Annotated in this window: 18 protein-coding genes; 7 read left to right on the top strand and 11 right to left on the bottom strand. The window is 62.8% G+C overall.

Going from position 1 to position 15215, the window contains the following annotated elements; translation table 11 throughout:
- Positions 1 to 9: 9 nt before the first annotated feature.
- Entirely contained in the window at positions 10 to 420 is a 411-nt protein-coding gene (locus D9R08_RS07890; protein ID WP_233557341.1) for a VOC family protein, read from the bottom strand.
- A 122-nt stretch (positions 421 to 542) separates the two neighbouring features.
- Entirely contained in the window at positions 543 to 1205 is a 663-nt protein-coding gene (locus D9R08_RS07885) for a GntR family transcriptional regulator (protein WP_121897487.1), read from the bottom strand.
- Between the two features lie 145 nt (positions 1206 to 1350).
- On the opposite strand from D9R08_RS07885, the gene hydA reads away from it, so the two are divergent.
- Complete coding sequence (gene hydA / locus D9R08_RS07880) at positions 1351 to 2769, top strand: dihydropyrimidinase (protein ID WP_233557339.1); 1419 nt, start codon at positions 1351 to 1353, stop codon at positions 2767 to 2769.
- Here hydA and dxs read toward each other — a convergent pair.
- Genes dxs through D9R08_RS07850 form a run of 6 tightly spaced genes read right to left on the bottom strand, consistent with a single transcriptional unit; the run spans position 2766 to position 7987 of the window.
- Complete coding sequence (gene dxs, locus D9R08_RS07875) at positions 2766 to 4691, bottom strand: 1-deoxy-D-xylulose-5-phosphate synthase (protein WP_121897680.1); 1926 nt, start codon at positions 4689 to 4691, stop codon at positions 2766 to 2768. The genes hydA and dxs overlap by 4 nt on opposite strands.
- A gap of 26 nt (positions 4692 to 4717) precedes the next feature.
- A complete protein-coding gene (locus tag D9R08_RS07870) occupies positions 4718 to 5548 on the bottom strand; it encodes a polyprenyl synthetase family protein (RefSeq protein WP_325048873.1) in 831 nt (276 codons plus the stop codon).
- Positions 5549 to 5584: 36 nt separating this feature from the next.
- Positions 5585 to 5830 (bottom strand): exodeoxyribonuclease VII small subunit, encoded by a 246-nt coding sequence (locus D9R08_RS07865; protein ID WP_121897485.1) that lies wholly within the window; start codon positions 5828 to 5830, stop codon positions 5585 to 5587.
- Positions 5827 to 6762, bottom strand: a complete 936-nt coding sequence (locus D9R08_RS07860) for a histone deacetylase family protein (RefSeq protein WP_121897484.1) — start codon at positions 6760 to 6762, stop codon at positions 5827 to 5829. The genes D9R08_RS07865 and D9R08_RS07860 overlap by 4 nt, the downstream gene beginning before the upstream one ends.
- On the bottom strand, positions 6762 to 7475 hold the full coding sequence (locus D9R08_RS07855) for a response regulator (RefSeq protein ID WP_121897483.1): 714 nt from the start codon (positions 7473 to 7475) through the stop codon (positions 6762 to 6764). The genes D9R08_RS07860 and D9R08_RS07855 overlap by 1 nt, the downstream gene beginning before the upstream one ends.
- The gene (locus tag D9R08_RS07850) at positions 7472 to 7987 is read right to left on the bottom strand and encodes a MarR family winged helix-turn-helix transcriptional regulator (RefSeq protein WP_121897482.1); all 516 of its coding nucleotides are present in this window, start codon (positions 7985 to 7987) and stop codon (positions 7472 to 7474) included. Before D9R08_RS07850 ends, D9R08_RS07855 begins: the two co-directional genes overlap by 4 nt.
- A gap of 188 nt (positions 7988 to 8175) precedes the next feature.
- Between D9R08_RS07850 and D9R08_RS07845 the strand changes: the two genes are divergently transcribed.
- Together D9R08_RS07845 and D9R08_RS07840 are read left to right on the top strand one after the other, a co-directional pair.
- Positions 8176 to 9045 (top strand): branched-chain amino acid aminotransferase, encoded by an 870-nt coding sequence (locus D9R08_RS07845; protein ID WP_121897481.1) that lies wholly within the window; start codon positions 8176 to 8178, stop codon positions 9043 to 9045.
- A 103-nt stretch (positions 9046 to 9148) separates the two neighbouring features.
- Positions 9149 to 9490 (top strand): DUF2794 domain-containing protein, encoded by a 342-nt coding sequence (locus tag D9R08_RS07840; protein ID WP_121897480.1) that lies wholly within the window; start codon positions 9149 to 9151, stop codon positions 9488 to 9490.
- Positions 9491 to 9494: 4 nt separating this feature from the next.
- Here D9R08_RS07840 and D9R08_RS07835 read toward each other — a convergent pair whose 3' ends face one another.
- Genes D9R08_RS07835 through D9R08_RS07825 form a run of 3 tightly spaced genes read right to left on the bottom strand, consistent with a single transcriptional unit; the run spans position 9495 to position 12155 of the window.
- Positions 9495 to 10316: a C40 family peptidase gene (locus D9R08_RS07835; protein WP_233557336.1), complete on the bottom strand. Its 822-nt coding sequence runs from the start codon at positions 10314 to 10316 to the stop codon at positions 9495 to 9497.
- Between the two features lie 11 nt (positions 10317 to 10327).
- Positions 10328 to 11713: a leucyl aminopeptidase family protein gene (locus tag D9R08_RS07830; protein ID WP_121897478.1), complete on the bottom strand. Its 1386-nt coding sequence runs from the start codon at positions 11711 to 11713 to the stop codon at positions 10328 to 10330.
- Between the two features lie 58 nt (positions 11714 to 11771).
- The gene (locus D9R08_RS07825; RefSeq protein ID WP_121897477.1) at positions 11772 to 12155 is read right to left on the bottom strand and encodes a hypothetical protein; all 384 of its coding nucleotides are present in this window, start codon (positions 12153 to 12155) and stop codon (positions 11772 to 11774) included.
- A gap of 139 nt (positions 12156 to 12294) precedes the next feature.
- Between D9R08_RS07825 and D9R08_RS07820 the strand changes: the two genes are divergently transcribed.
- The 4 genes from D9R08_RS07820 to D9R08_RS07805 all read left to right on the top strand — a co-directional run bounded on the left by D9R08_RS07820 (position 12295) and on the right by D9R08_RS07805 (position 15203).
- Positions 12295 to 12945, top strand: a complete 651-nt coding sequence (locus D9R08_RS07820) for a carbonic anhydrase (protein WP_121897476.1) — start codon at positions 12295 to 12297, stop codon at positions 12943 to 12945.
- A 61-nt stretch (positions 12946 to 13006) separates the two neighbouring features.
- Entirely contained in the window at positions 13007 to 13990 is a 984-nt protein-coding gene (locus tag D9R08_RS07815) for a sodium-dependent bicarbonate transport family permease (protein ID WP_121897475.1), read from the top strand.
- Positions 13991 to 13995: 5 nt separating this feature from the next.
- Positions 13996 to 14307 (top strand): P-II family nitrogen regulator, encoded by a 312-nt coding sequence (locus D9R08_RS07810; protein ID WP_121897474.1) that lies wholly within the window; start codon positions 13996 to 13998, stop codon positions 14305 to 14307.
- A gap of 362 nt (positions 14308 to 14669) precedes the next feature.
- Positions 14670 to 15203 (top strand): SRPBCC family protein, encoded by a 534-nt coding sequence (locus D9R08_RS07805; RefSeq protein WP_121897473.1) that lies wholly within the window; start codon positions 14670 to 14672, stop codon positions 15201 to 15203.
- Positions 15204 to 15215: the final 12 nt, after the last annotated feature.

Genomic DNA, 15215 nt, shown 5'->3' with positions numbered 1-15215 from the left:
TGCTGGCGCTTACGCCAACACCGATTGGATCTCGATCTGGTAGCCTTCGGGGTCGTTGAAGGCAAAGGCGCGGATGCCAAGTTCGGTGCTGTCGAACATCCGGGTCAGACCCTTGGCCTCACTGGTCCTTATCCAGTCGTACCAGGCGTCGACATCCGCCACGCGCAGACAGATCTGCACGGGTTTCTGCTCCGACGCGCGCTGCATGCCGCGGGTCTCGTCAACCAGCCCCACATGGGCCTGCCCGGCAATCCGGTAGATCTTCGACCAACCCTGATCGATGGCCAGTTTCAATCCCAGAACCGTTTCGTAGAAGGCCATCGCTGTGGACAGGTCGCGGTAATACAGGAAGGTGATTGCAAGCTCGACCTCTCCGCCCGGTCTCGCCTTTGCCGGGGTGGTATCGATTGAACTGCTCACGCGCGCGCCCTCATTTCCCTGATTCCATACCGACGGTATACCAAAAGTATATCCTGTCAACGGAGATGGCGGGATCAGCCCGCCGATCAGGTGGATCTGCTCATCGAAAAGGCAGGATGCCGTCAGAAAAGACGGTTTACATGCGCCAGAATCGCCGACCGGACATTTTCCAGATGAAGCCGCATCGCCTTGTCGGCGCGGTTCGGGTCTTGCGCCAGAATCGCATCGATGATCTCGATATGCTCCCGGCAGCCCGGCTCGAACCGCTCCGGGATCGAGCCGTTGTCGAACATCCTGGTCTTCAGCTTCAATCCGACGATCAACTCATGCAGAAGGCCGGATCCGGCGCGTTTTGCGATAAGCGCATGTAGTTCATCGTCCAGCGCGGCATGCTCCGTGGGTGTCGGCCGTTCCGAGCCAAGGAAGTCCGTCACCCTTTTGCGCAAGGAGATGAATGGCTCCGGTGGCCCGTTGACGCCGGCCGCCTGGCGCGCCGCCTCGCATTCCAGCAGCCGCCGGACATGCAGAAGCTCCATGATGTCGGTGATCGAGATATTGCTGACAGTGGGCGCGCCACCATTCACGCGGCTGACCAGGCCTTCGCTCACCAGTCTGGCAATCGCTTCGCGCACGGGCGTCCGCGACACGCCAAGCCGTTCGGCGAATGCTTTCTCCTGAAGCCGGGTGCCGGCCGGAAGATCTCCGCCCAGGATCATCCCCTTCAGCCGGTCATGCACCGCCGCGCTCAGCGTTTTTGCCCCGGATTGCGCCTGGTTGATACTCATTATCTTCATAACCTCCCGCTACAAGGGGCCGACAGGACCACTTTCGCGGCAACTTGCCCTCCGGCTTTGTCTACGTATACCGTAAGTGTACCGAACTGGGCAACTCTGGGCAGATGGCAAACGCATGGCAAGACAGTCTCATGACATGATAATCCGCAACGGAACAGTGGTTACCGCCGAGCGCACGGAGCGCGCGGATATCGCTGTTCAGGGCGGGAAAGTCGTGGCGGTCGGCCAGCAGATCGGGCAGGCCCCGGTGGAGATTGACGCCACCGAGCGGCTGGTCATGCCGGGCGGCGTCGACAGCCATTGCCATATCGAACAGCTTTCCGGCGCCGGGCTGATGAATGCCGACAGCTTCGAAACAGCGACGCGTTCGGCTCTGATTGGGGGCACCACGACAACGATTTCCTTTGCGGCGCAGCACCCGGGGCAAAAGCTTTCAAAGGTGGTGGAGGATTATCAGGCGCTCGCCGCCAAAGGCGCGATCTGCGATCATGCGTTTCATATCATCGTATCAGATCTGTCTGGCGGGAATCTGACGGATGATCTGCCGTCGCTTCTTGCTCAGGGTCACCGCTCAATCAAGCTTTTCACGGTTTATGACAGGGTGCGCATGGGCGATGAGGATATCCTGGATGTGTTGTGGTGCGCGCGCTGCCATGGTGGTCTGGTCAACATCCACTCCGAGAATGACGGGCTGATCCGCTGGATGACCCGGCGTCTGATCGAAGCCGGGAAAACAGGCGCGCGGTTCCATCCCGCGTCCCACCCCCGCGCCGCCGAAATCGAAGCGCTGAACCGGATGTGCATCTTTTCCGAGGTGACGGGGCAGCCCGTCATGCTGTTTCATATCTCCTGCGCCGAGGGCGTGGAGATTGTTCGGGCTGCCCGCGCGCGCGGTGTGCCCGCGCTGGCCGAAACCTGCCCCCATTACCTCTTCATGACGGTAGATCAGCTTGATCTTCCGGGCAATGAGGCCGCTGGCCTGATGTGCAGTCCGCCGCAGCGGGAACTCAAGGATCAGGAGGCTTTGTGGCAGGCATTGGAACGGGGGTATCTGCAGGTGGTCTCCTCCGACCATGCCCCTTATCGGCTGGATGACACCGGCAAGTTTGCCCATGGCCGCGATGCGCCGTTCAACAAGATCGCCAATGGCATGCCGGGGCTGGAAACCCGTCTGCCGCTTCTGTTCGACGCGATGGTGTCGCAAGGCCGGCTTGGGGCCGAACGCTTCGTGGCGCTTACTGCGACAAATCCGGCCGATATCTACGGTCTGCCCGGCAAGGGCAGGATCGCGCCCGGCGCGGATGCGGATATCGTACTATGGGATCCTGACAGGACCGTCACCTTTGGCGTGGATGATCTGCACGACAACACCGGCTACAACCCCTATGCCGGGCGGGTGGTAAGAGGCTGGCCCGAAACCGTCATCTCGCGCGGGGAGATCGTTGTGGATCAGGGTCGTGTGCTGGGCAAGCCGGGTAGGGGGCGGCGCCTGCCGATGGAGATCAGCACGTCGATGCGGCCTCTGCCCGATCCCGCGGCGACCCTGCCGTCCTAGGCGCGTTTTCCGATCACGCCGATATCCAGTGTGCGCAGCACCTTCGCCACGATGTCCTCGGCATTCATGGCGGCCACGGCGTACATGTCCCGCGGGCTGGCCTGATCGATGAAGATATCCGGCAACACCATTGAGCGATATCTGAGACCGCTGTCGAACATCCCGTTTTCGGCCAGAAGCTGCGCGACATGCGATCCGAAACCGCCAATGGCGCCTTCCTCGATGGTGATCAGCGCCTCGTGATGACGGGCAAGTTGCAGGATCAGATCCTCGTCCAGCGGCTTGGCGAAACGGGCGTCCGCGATCGTCGGCGTAATCCCGTTGGCACTCAGCGCTTCGGCGGCGTCCTGCACTTCCTTCAGGCGGGTTCCGAAGGACAGGATCGCAACCCGGGAGCCTTCCGCCACGATGCGGCCCTTGCCGATCTCCAGTACCGTCCCGCGTTCTGGCATTTCGACGCCGACACCTTCGCCCCGGGGGAAGCGGAAGGCCGATGGCCGGTCGTCGATTGCCCGTGCGGTGGCGACCATATGGACCAGTTCCGCTTCATCCGCCGCGGCCATCACGACGAAGCCAGGCAGATTTGCCAGATAGGCGATGTCGAAACTGCCTGCGTGGGTTGCCCCATCCGCGCCAACAAGGCCCGCGCGGTCAATCGCGAACCGAACGGGCAGGCGCTGGATCGCCACATCATGGACGACCTGATCATACCCGCGCTGCAGGAAAGTGGAGTAGAGCGCGCAGAACGGTTTCAGGCCCCCGGCCGCCATGCCGGCACTGAACGTCACCGCATGCTGCTCGGCAATACCCACGTCGAAACACCGGTTCGGAAACCGCTCGGCAAAAAGATTGAGACCGGTGCCATCGGGCATCGCGGCCGTCACAGCGGTGATCAGCGGATCATCCTCCGCCTCTCGGATCAGGGCCTGCGCAAAGACCTTGGTATAGGAGGGCGCGTTGGAGGGCGCCTTTTTCTGCTCTCCGGTGAGCACGTCGAATTTCGTGGTGGCGTGGCCGCCGTCCGGCTTGCTCTCGGCATGGACGTATCCCTTGCCCTTCTTGGTGATCGCATGGATCAGGATCGGCCCGTCGGCCCGGACCTTGACGGTTCTGAGAACGGCGAGAAGCTGTTCCATATCGTGCCCGTCAATCGGCCCGACATAGGAAAAGCCGAGTTCCTCGAACAAGGTGCCCCCGACTGTGGCGGCTTTCAGCAGTTCCTTGGCCCGGCGCGCACCTTCCTGAAAGGGCTCCGGCAGCAAGGAAACGGCCCCTTTGGCCGCGGCCTTCAACTCCTGAAACGGGGCGCCCGCGTAGAGCCGCGAGAGATAGGACGACATAGCGCCCGTGGGCGGGGCGATGCTCATCTCGTTGTCGTTCAAGATGACAATCAGGCGCTTGCCCAGATGGCCCGCATTGTTCATCGCTTCATAGGCCATGCCGGCGCTGAGCGCGCCATCGCCGATCACCGCAATCGCGTCGCCCAGCCCATGCTCGGGCGCGCCCCCCAGATCGCGGGCCACGGCAAAGCCGAGGGCGGCGGAAATGCTGGTGGAAGAATGTGCCGCGCCAAAGGGATCGTAGGGGCTTTCGCTGCGTTTGGTGAACCCGCTGATCCCGTCTTTCTGCCGCAGGCTCGGCATCCGGTCGCGGCGCCCGGTCAGGATCTTGTGCGGGTAGCACTGGTGGCTCACATCCCAGATCAGCCGGTCCCTTGGAGTGTCGAACACGGCGTGGATGGCAACCGTCATTTCCACCACGCCAAGCCCTGCGCCCAGGTGCCCGCCCGTTTTGCTGACCGACGCGATGGTTTCCGCGCGCAGTTCATCGGCAAGCGCCCGAAGCTCCGCGTCGGACATGCGCTTCAGATCGGCGGGGCTTCTGACCCGGTCGAGCAGCGGGGTGTGGGGTTGGCTGGTCATCGTCTGGCCTCCCTTCAGGGGCGCATTCACCTGTCGCGGGCGATAATATAGCGGGCCAGCGCCTTCAAGGTCCGTGCCCGGTCGCCATAGGGTGTCAGCGCGGCTTCCGCCTCTTCCACCAAATCGGCGGCGCGTGCCTTCGCTCCGTCCAGCCCCAGCAGCGACACGAAGGTGGCCTTTCCGGCGGCGGCATCTTTCTGAAGCCTCTTGCCTGCCTTCGCGACATCGCCCTCGATGTCCAAGATGTCATCGGCGATCTGGAAAGCAAGGCCGATGGCATGAGCGTATCGCCGCAGCGGCACCGGGTCTGCACGCCCCAGAATTGCGCCCGCTTCCGCCGGCCATGCGATGAGCGCGCCGGTCTTGTTGGCCTGCAACTCGGTAATCTCGTCGATAGACAGCGCGCGACCGGCGGCTTCCGCCGCAATATCCTGGGCCTGTCCCAGCACCATACCGTCGGCGCCCGAAGCACGCGCCAGACCGGCCACAAGGTCTATCCTTTGGGTCGCATCGCCTGCGTCGGGATCGGCCAGGAGCTCGAAGGCGAAGCTTTGCAATGCATCGCCCACAAGCACCGCGGTGGCCTCATCCCACTTCACATGGATTGTGGGCTGGCCCCGGCGCAGGTCATCATCATCCATGCAGGGCAGATCGTCATGGACCAGCGAATAGGCGTGCAGGCATTCCACGGCGCCGGCTGCATGAACCGATTGCGCAAAAGGTACATCGAAGAGCCGTGCGGACTCCAATGCCAGAAACCCGCGCAGCCTTTTTCCACCCGTCGTTGCGTAGCGCATCGCGTCGGATATCGTGCCGGGCGCAAGTCGAGCCATCCGGTTTTCCAGAAACTGCCCGATAGCGGATTGCGCCTCGCCAAGCGCATTCTGAAACACTTACAAGCCGTCGGCAGGCGTCGTTCCCGTTGCCTGGCCAGTCGCATCCAGCGTGATCTGCGCAACCTTCTCCTCGGCCTCTTTCAGCTTGGCCTCGCATCTTGCCTTGAGAGCTGCGCCCCGTTCGTAAAGCCCGATGGATTCCTCCAGCGCCACATCTCCGCGATCAAGCGCCGTGACAACGGTTTCAAGCTCGCGAATGGCCTCTTCGAAGCTCATGTCCTCAATCGGTTTCTGCGCGCTCATCCGTCTTGCTCCATCAACACCGTCACATGGGTCGCGACCGAGGCCGCGAGTGCATCCAGATCATAGCCGCCTTCCAAAGTCGAGACCACGCGCCCGCCGCAATGCGCCCCGGCAAAGGCGCAGAGCGTTCTCGTGATCCAGGCGAAATCCTCGGTATCCCAGTTCAGATTGGCCAGCGGGTCCGCTTTGTGGGCGTCAAAACCGGCGGAGATCAGCAGCAGGTCGGGTGCGATCTCCGCCAGTCGTGGCAGCATCCGGGTTTCCACGATCCGCTGCATTTCCGCGCCGCCGGTTCCGGGTCCAAGCGGCAGGTTGAGGATGTTGTTCGACCCGCCCCGTTCCGAAGGCGCGCCCGTGCCGGGGTAGAGCGGCATCTGGTGGGAGGAGACGAAGAAGGCGCGCGACTCATCCCACAGCAGATCCTGTGTGCCATTGCCGTGATGCACGTCAAAATCCACCACCGCCACACGGGACAGGCCATGCCTCTCCAATGCGTGTTTCGCGGCGATCGCGATGTTGCCGAACAGGCAAAAGCCCATGGGCCGGATGCGTTCCGCGTGATGACCGGGCGGACGTGTGGCGACAAAGGCGTTCGTTGCTTCGCCTGACAGCACCTGATCGACGGCATACAGGCAGCCGCCGACACCTTTCAGAGCCGCCTCCCAGGATCCGGGCGAGACCGAGGTGTCTGGGTCAAGTGCGGCCAGCCCGGTTTCCGGGATCGCGTCCCGGATCGCGGCGATATGCTCCGCGGGATGGGCCAGCAGCAGATCGTCCTCGCCGGCCATCGGCGCCTCAGCGCGGATCAGCCCGGAAAAGCCCGGTCCGGCAAGCACATCCAGCACCGCCTGGAGGCGGGCAATCTGTTCCGGATGTCCGGCGGGCATCTCATGTGCCAGCCCGGCGCGGTTTTCGACCAGAAGCGTCGGCATCAGTCGGGTACCAGCATGTAGCCCGCCCCGCGCACGGTCTGCAGATAGCGGGGTTGCTTCGGATCGGCTTCGATCTTGCGTCTGAGCCGCGTGATCTGAACGTCGACCGCGCGTTCCTGCGCCTGTTCTGCACCCGCCCCCTTGTCGCGGCCCAGATCCTCTACCAGTTGCGCCCGGCTGACCGGCTCATGCGGACAGGCAGAAAAGATCCGCATGAGCGCGGCTTCGGTCGCCGTCAGGCGGATACTGTCCTGACCCTGCCACATCTCGCCGCGTTCCAGATCGTAGCGGATGCTGCCGAGATGCAGAACCTTGGGGGCGTCCTGCGGTTCGGTCATAGCAGGCAGGCGGCGCAGGATTGCATTTATCCGCAGAAGCAGCTCCTTCGGTTCGAACGGCTTGGGCAGATAATCATCCGCGCCGGCTTCCAGCCCCTTGATCCGTTCACTTGCCTCTCCCTTGGCCGTCAGCAGCAGGATCGGCGTGCTCAGCGTCTCGCGAAGCGCACGGGTCAGGTCCAGCCCGTCTTCGCCGGGCATCATCACATCCAGCACGATCAGATCGAACTCCAGGCCGGACAGAAGCCGCCGCGCATGGGCCGCGTCACGGGCCACGCTGGTCATGAAGCCATGACGGATCAGGAATTTCTGCAGCAATCCGCGAATGCGCTCGTCATCATCGACAATCAGCAGATGGGCGACGGTCTCGTTCATGATGCGCTCTCGGTTGTCGTCTGATAGTGGCGGCGCATGTCGGGGTCCATCATCTGCTCCAGAACGGTGCGAAACCCGGCTACGGCTTCGGGGCCGGCGGCGCGATAGGCGGCCCGCATCCGGCTTCGCTGCGCATCCGACAACTCACGCTCCAGCGCGGTGCCCGCATCGGTCAGAAACAGATGCCGTTCTCGTTTGTCCCGGGTGCCGACCCGGCTTTCCACCAGCCCGTCATCGACCAGTGCACGCAGGACCCTGTTCAGCGACTGCTTGGTAACCCCGAGAATATCCAGAAGATTGTTGACCGTCGTGCCGGGACTCCGATTGATGAAGTGGATCGCCCGATGATGGGCGCGGCCATAGGCGTAATTCTGCAAGATCCGGTCCGGGTCTGCCGTAAACCCGCGATAGGCGAAGAACATTGCCTCGATCCCGCGGCGCAACTGCTCATCGGTCAGGAACAGCAGGCTTTCGCCGCTGACCAACGCATTGGCTGTTCCGCGATCCGCCATCATGATGTCCCTTCCTTCGTCCCTATCGGGGCTTTGTGCCAGTTTATGTCAGCCTTGTTGACTTTCCAAGAATCAATTGGTAGCGGTTGCGCGGTTTTGCGCAATTTTATGTCCGTTTCGGTCATATTTTGCGCAACAAACGAAAACGGCAACCCCTCGGCGCCGTAAGATGATGAAGGATGGGAAACATGAGCGGAACCTATGATGACCGCGATGGCACGATCTGGATGGACGGTGCATTGGTGCCGTGGCGCGAGGCCAATGTGCACATTCTGACCCACGCGATGCATTACGCCTCGGCCGTCTTCGAAGGTGAGCGGGCCTATAACGGCAAGATCTTCGAAAGCCGGAAGCATTCCGAACGTCTGCTGGCTTCGGGGCGTTACATAGATGTGGAGATCCCCTGGACCGTCGATGAGATCGAGGCCGCGAAATATGAGGTGATGAAGGCCAATGGCCTGACCGATGCCTATGTGCGCGCGGTTGCCTGGCGCGGATCCGGCGATGATATGGGTGTCTCCTCGGCTCGCAACCCGGTTCGGCTGGCCGTGGCGGCGTGGGCTTGGGGAGCCTATTACGGCGATGCGAAGATGAAGGGTGCGAAGCTCGACATCTCCAAATGGAAACGCCCCTCACCGGAGACGATCCCGTCGCATGCCAAGGCGGCGGGCCTCTACATGATCTGTACCATGTCGAAACACGCCGCGGAGGCGAAGGGATGTTCCGATGCTATGATGTTCGACTACCGCGGTTACGTAGCTGAGGCGACGGGCGCGAACATCTTTTTCGTCAAGGATGGCGAAGTGCATACGCCCGACCCCGACTGCTTCCTGAACGGTATCACCCGGCAGACGGTGATCGGCATGTTGAAAGAGCGCCAGATCAAGGTGCATGAGCGCCATATCATGCCTGAGGAGTTGGAAGGCTTCGAGCAATGCTGGCTGACCGGCACGGCGGCGGAGGTCACGCCTGTGGGCCGGATCGGGGACTATAACTTCGAGGTTGGCGCGCTGGCCCGCGATATCGCCGAGGCTTATGAAGCCAAGGTGCGGGAGTAGACCACACCGCGTGATCCTAAAGAAGGGGGGAGTATGTCGCCCTTTCACACATCATGGGCGGGCCGCGCTTGATTTACGCCGCGACCCGCGCCAGATTTGAAAGATGGTCGTCCAGATCCAGCCCAGAAGCCCCGAGCGTATTCCTGAAAAGGTTGCATTTGATCGCAAGGAACTTGCCGTGATCCTTGCCGTCTATGGTCGGATGGTTGCCGCAGGCGAATGGCGGGACTACGGCATTTCGCTCTTGAGCGACGTTGCCGTTTTTTCGATTTTCCGGCGCAGTGCCGAGCACCCGATCTACCGGATCGAAAAACGCCCCAAGCTCGCGGCGCGTCAGGGGCAGTATTCGGTGATCGGCATGGATGGCCGCATCCTGAAACGCGGCCACGACCTGAAAGCCGTTCTACGCATTCTGGAACGCAAGCTGATCCGCGCCGTGGAGTGAGCTTTCAGCCGATCCCGACCCTGCGGCGTGCCGTGATCGTGCCATCGCCTGCGGCCTCGATCCTCGCTGCGGCGTCTTTCAGCGGTTCATAGGCCACGGCCATGTGATGGGCATTGGCGTGCAGCAGCATCCGCTCATTCGCCATGATCCCGACATGCCCCTTCCAGAATACCAGATCGCCTCTTTGCAACGGCTCACCATATTGCAGCTCGCGGCCAAGGGCTTCCTGCTGCTGGTCGCTGTCGCGGGGGCAGGCCACGCCACATGCCAGAAGCGCCGTCTGCACCAGGCCCGAGCAATCGATGCCCCAACGGCTTGTCCCGCCCCACAGGTACGGTGTGCCAAGAAACAGATCGGCAACGCCCACCATGTCGCCGAACCGGGCCGTGATGGGCTGCAGATGCGACCTGGGAATGAAATGACCGGTGTGAATGCGCAGGAACCTCTCGCGCTCTGCACGCACCCGGACCCGGGAGCCGAAAAACACCGAAACATCCGGCGGCGCCTTGAAATCTGCCTTGGGGTAAAGATGCGTGGCTGGCGCGACGACCCAATGGGTCGGGTCCTCCGGTTCGGTCAGCGCGCCCGCAACCATGTAGCCGACATAGCCATCCCGTTCACACTGGCCGAACACCGCGCCGTCCTTCGCCTCCAGCACCAGAAACCGCTCTCCGAAAACCAACTGGCTGATGCGGTTCCCGCCGGGCTGGTCGGTAACGTTAGCCATCGGCTGCTGCACCATGGTCCAGCGCCCCTGCACGAACTTCTTCGCGTCGATCTTCCCCTGAAGGGAGACATGGGCGACGCGCCCGTTGCTCGGGGTCATCCGCGGGTCATTCATAGGCCCAACACCTTCGGCAAGGCCTCGAACAGACAGCGCGCGCCCTGGCCGACGCCGCCCTTTGGCCGCGCCGGGGCTGCGCTGGGCTGCCAGCCATAGATGTCGAAATGAGCATAGCGCGGGGTATCGGCCACAAAGCGGCGCAGGAACAACGCGGCCGTGATCGAACCCGCAAAGCCACCTTTCGGCGCATTGTCCAGATCGGCGATGCCCGGTTCGATCATGGTTTCGTAGGGTTCGTGGAACGGCATGCGCCAGACCGGATCCGCCACTGCGCCCGCGGCTGTCGCCAGCGCCGCGGCCAGGGCCTCGTCATCGGTGTAGAACGGCGCGAGGTCCGGGCCCACGGCAACCCGGGCCGCCCCGGTCAACGTCGCCATCGAAACCAGCAGATCGGGTGGTGTTTCGCTGGCCAGTGCGAGAGCATCTGCCAGCACGAGCCGACCTTCGGCATCGGTGTTGTTGATCTCGACGGTCAGCCCGTTCCGCGCGGTCAGGATGTCGCCGGGCCGGAACGCGTTCCCAGAAATGGCATTTTCAACCGCCGGGATCAGAACCCGCAGGCGCAAAGGCATGTTGGCGGCCATGATCATCCTCGCCAGGCCCAGCACGGTGGCGGCTCCGCCCATATCCTTCTTCATCAGGCCCATGGAGGCGCTTGGCTTCAGGTTCAGCCCGCCGGTGTCGAAACACACGCCCTTGCCCACCAGCGTGAGGGCCGGGCCGTTCTCGCCCCAGGTCATGTCCAGCAGTCTCGGGGCGCGCGCGGCGGCGCGGCCGACCGTATGGATCAGCGGCAGATTGGCCGCGATCAGCGCCGCGCCCTCGGTGGAGTTCACCTCGCCCCCGTAGCGCCCCGCAAGTCCGCGCAGTGCGGCCTCCAATGCATCGGGGCCCATGTCCTCGGCGGGGGTGTTGATCAGGTCGCGGGTCAGAAACTCGGCCGCGGCGATCTGTTCCAGCCGGTTGGCATCACAGCCGTCCGGGGCCACCAGCGCCGCCTCCGGCCCCGGCTGCGTCCGGTATCTGTCAAACCGGTAGCAGGCCAGCAGATACCCAAGCGCGATTTCGTGACCGGCGGCGCCGCCGGGCGTGGCGGCGATACGGTAGGTGCCTTTCGGAAGGCCCGCGATAGCAGCCCCTGCCGCGAACCGTTCGCGGGCCCGGTCCCGCGCTGTGCCAAGCCCGACAAGGACCATTGCCGGCGCGCCCTCCGTATCGGCGAGACTAACAGCCTCGCCGGCTTTTCCCGAAAAGCCCAGATGCGTGACCCATGCGCGCTGAGCGGCGGTCAGGGACGGGAGCTCATCGGGAATATCATCGGGTGCAAGCAGATGAAGCGGGATCGCTTCGGCGCTCTCTTCGGCAAATCGGGCGGACATCGGGCAGTTTCCTTGTGTTGCGCCACCCTAGCGCGCCCGATTTGCGCTGCAAGCCCCATCAGCCCGACAGATCCTCCAGATCCCAGACCGCGAGGATCGACCGTTCACCAACCCTTTGCAGCCGCGCCAGGGTAGCGGCAAGTGCGACCGCGTCTCCACGGGCGTAGCTTGCCTCGACATCGCGGGCCACGCGCGCCAGTGTCGCCATGCCGATCTTGTCGGAGGCCGATATCAGCTTGCCCAGAAAGCCCGCCAGTTGCGCTATGCCATTCCGGTCCCCGATCGCTGCGATTCTTTCCAGCAGAACCCCGATCTCACCAAGGGCATTTGCCACCTCGGATTCCGCCTGCACCTCACCCAGTTCGGCGCACAGCTTTTCCAGCCGATCCGGATTGAACCGGGCAGGCTCCTCCACCCGCAAAATCGTTACGGATCGCTCCATTGCTCACTCCACTTCTGCCCCCACGGCCCGGGCAAACTGGGCCGAGCTTCTGAAGAAACGATTGAGGCGCGGCGGAAAAACATCTCGAAATTGCACTGAATGCGCATTAGTTGCGTAGCGCCCCAAGGAAAGTCGAGACATGCACCGCGTCAAAACCCTGCCATCCTACCTGATGAGCCGTTACAAGGGCTGGAAAGAAACCACATTTGTCGAAAATCGCGACTGGTTTCAGCGGTTGGCGCAGGAGGGTCAGCATCCGCGCGCCATGGCCATCGCCTGTTGCGACAGCCGCGTCGCGGTCACGTCGGTCTTCGGCCAGCAGATCGGCGAAATCTTCGTGCATCGCAACATCGCCAATCTTGTGCCGCCCTACACGCCCGATGGCGAGCATCACGGTACGGCGGCGGCGGTGGAGTTCGCGGTCAAGGTGCTCAAGGTGGAGCATATTCTGGTTCTGGGGCACTCCAATTGCGGCGGCGTCAGGGGCTGCATCGAGATGTGTTCCGGCACCGCGCCCGAGCTGGAGCAGAAGGAAAGCTTCATCGGCCGCTGGCTCGATGTTCTGCGTGTGGGCTATGAGCGGATCGGCGACATCGAAGACCCGGCTTTGCGCCAGACCGCGCTGGAGAAGGAGGGTATTCAGGTCTCTCTGGAAAACCTTCTGAGCTACCCCTTCGTGGCCGAGGCGGTGGATCGGGACGAGTTGAGCCTGCACGGGCTGTGGGCGGAACTGGCCGATGGTGACCTTGAGGTGTTCGACGGCACCGTCAGGCGTTTCGTCAAGAGCTAGGCCCCTTTACCTGACGTGAGTCAGCGACTATCCCCGCGTGAAGCTTGGCAAAGGCGGCCCCATGGACGGCATTCTGGCACTTGCGGCGGATAACCTGATCTCGCCGATCATCCTGTTCTTCGCATTGGGACTTGCGGCGGCATTCGCGCGGTCCGATCTGTCCGTCCCCGAGGCCGTCGCCAAGGGCATGTCACTGTATCTGCTCTTTGCCATCGGGTTCAAGGGCGGGGCCAGCGTTGCCGCGCATGGGCTGGATGCAACCCTGATCATGTCGCTGGTCGCGGGCGCGATCCTGTCCTTTCTGATCCCGTTTGTCGCCTTCGCGCTTCTGCGGGTCATGACCGGGCTGTCCGTTGTCGATGCGGCGGCGGTTGCCGGACATTACGGGTCGATCTCGATCGTGACCTTCGTCGCCGCAAGCTCCGTCATCGCCAGCGCCGGTCTCGACAGCGAAGGCTACATGGTAGCCGTCGCAGCCATGATGGAGGCCCCCGCGATCCTGTCGGCGCTCTGGCTGATCGCGCGGTTTGGCGGCGCTGGACAGGGTGGCATGGAACCGGGGCTGATCCGGGAGATCCTGCTGAACGGCTCCATCGTTCTGCTGGTCGGTTCATTCCTGATCGGCTGGATCACAGGGCAGGAAGGGCTCGACCTGATCGCAAGCTTCATCGTCGCGCCGTTTCAGGGTGTGCTGTGCCTGTTCCTGCTGGATATGGGGCTGGTCGCGGGGCGGGGCCTGCGCGAAGCCCGTGGCGTGCTGCGTCCGCCGCTGTTTCTTTTCGGGGTGATGATGCCCTTGATCGGAAGCATGTTTGGCCTCGCGGCCGGGCTGCTTCTGGGCCTGTCGACCGGCGGCGTGCTTCTCTTTATGACGCTATCGGCCTCGGCGTCCTATATCGCGGTCCCCGCTGCCATGCGTGTGGCCCTGCCCGAGGCAAACCCGTCGATCTATCTGACACTCTCGCTCGGGGTCACGTTCCCGTTTAACCTGACGCTTGGCATTCCGATATATCTGGCGATTGCCCGCACTGTCACCGGAGGCTGACACCAATGCAAACCCACAAAGCGAAACGGGTCGAAATCGCCATCGAATCGGTGATGGAAAGCAGGTTGTCAGACGCGCTGATCGAAGCGGGCGTCACAGGCTTCACGATCCTGCCTGTACTTGGCGGCTCGGGCCGGTCGGGTCGGTGGAGCCGCGAGGGGCAGGTCAGCCGCGCGGGCGGTATGGTCAGCGTTGTCTGCATCATACGGCCCGAGAAACTGGATGACCTTCTGGATGCCGCCTTCAGCGTGGTGGATCGCCATATCGGGGTGGTCAGCGTACTTGATTGCGAGGTTCTGAGGGCCGAGCGCTTCTAGGCGGCGTACCCGCAATGTCCGAATGACCTCTAGGGGCGCGCGGAAACGCACGGAAAGCGGTATCATTTTCTGAACCCGCGAGATGTTTTCGCCGAAGCGGCCCATTGCAGGTCAATGACCCCGGAATGAGGCTTTGGAACTGCAACCGCACTGCAGGAGGGCCGAAGACATGGATCGCAAGCCCGCCCTGTTTCGCCATTTCGGACCCGGGCGGTGACCCCGGTCCGCTCGTCCATCTCACATATGCCGTGTTCGCATCGCGTGCCTGTCTGATGGCATTAGCCAGTCGTGATATGACCAGCGGCGCAATTCCGGAGGCTTCATGATAGTCTGGCGGCACGAAACGGCAGGGAGGTTGTGTCATGCGCCTGGTTCGAAATCTGTTCATTGGCCTGGTCGTGCTGGCCATTTTGCTTGTGGCGGGGGCGTATCTGTTGCCCCGCAACGTCATCGTCGAACGCCAGATCACGATCGACGCGCCGCCGGAGGAGGTGTTTCCGCTGGTCAATTCCCTTCGACGGGGGCAGGAATGGTCGCCCTGGATGGCGCTTGATCCAAATGTTCAGGTCACCCATAGCGGGCCCGAGGCCGGAGTTGGCGCCACCATGGAGTGGAGGTCCGATGAGCCGAGTGTTGGCGATGGCCGTCAGGAAATCGTCGAAAGCGTCGAGAATGAACGTGTCGTAACGGCGCTGGACTTCGGCGATATGGGCACCGCCGAGGCCTGGTTCGATCTGGCAGAAAATGGGGGCAATACGACTGTCACCTGGGGCCTCGATATGGATATGGGCAACAATCCCATCGGTCGCTGGATGGGGTTGACGATGGATGGCCTCGTGGGAGGCGATTACGAGACGGGACTGGCCAATCTCAAGGCGCTGGCCGAGGCCGGATAACCTGCTGGCGGC

It is taken from the genome of Rhodophyticola porphyridii (assembly GCF_003688285.1).
Taxonomy (GTDB): Bacteria; Pseudomonadota; Alphaproteobacteria; order Rhodobacterales; family Rhodobacteraceae; genus Rhodophyticola; species Rhodophyticola porphyridii.
Note: the sequence above shows the minus strand (reverse complement) of the source record. Positions and strands in the feature narration are given on the sequence as shown.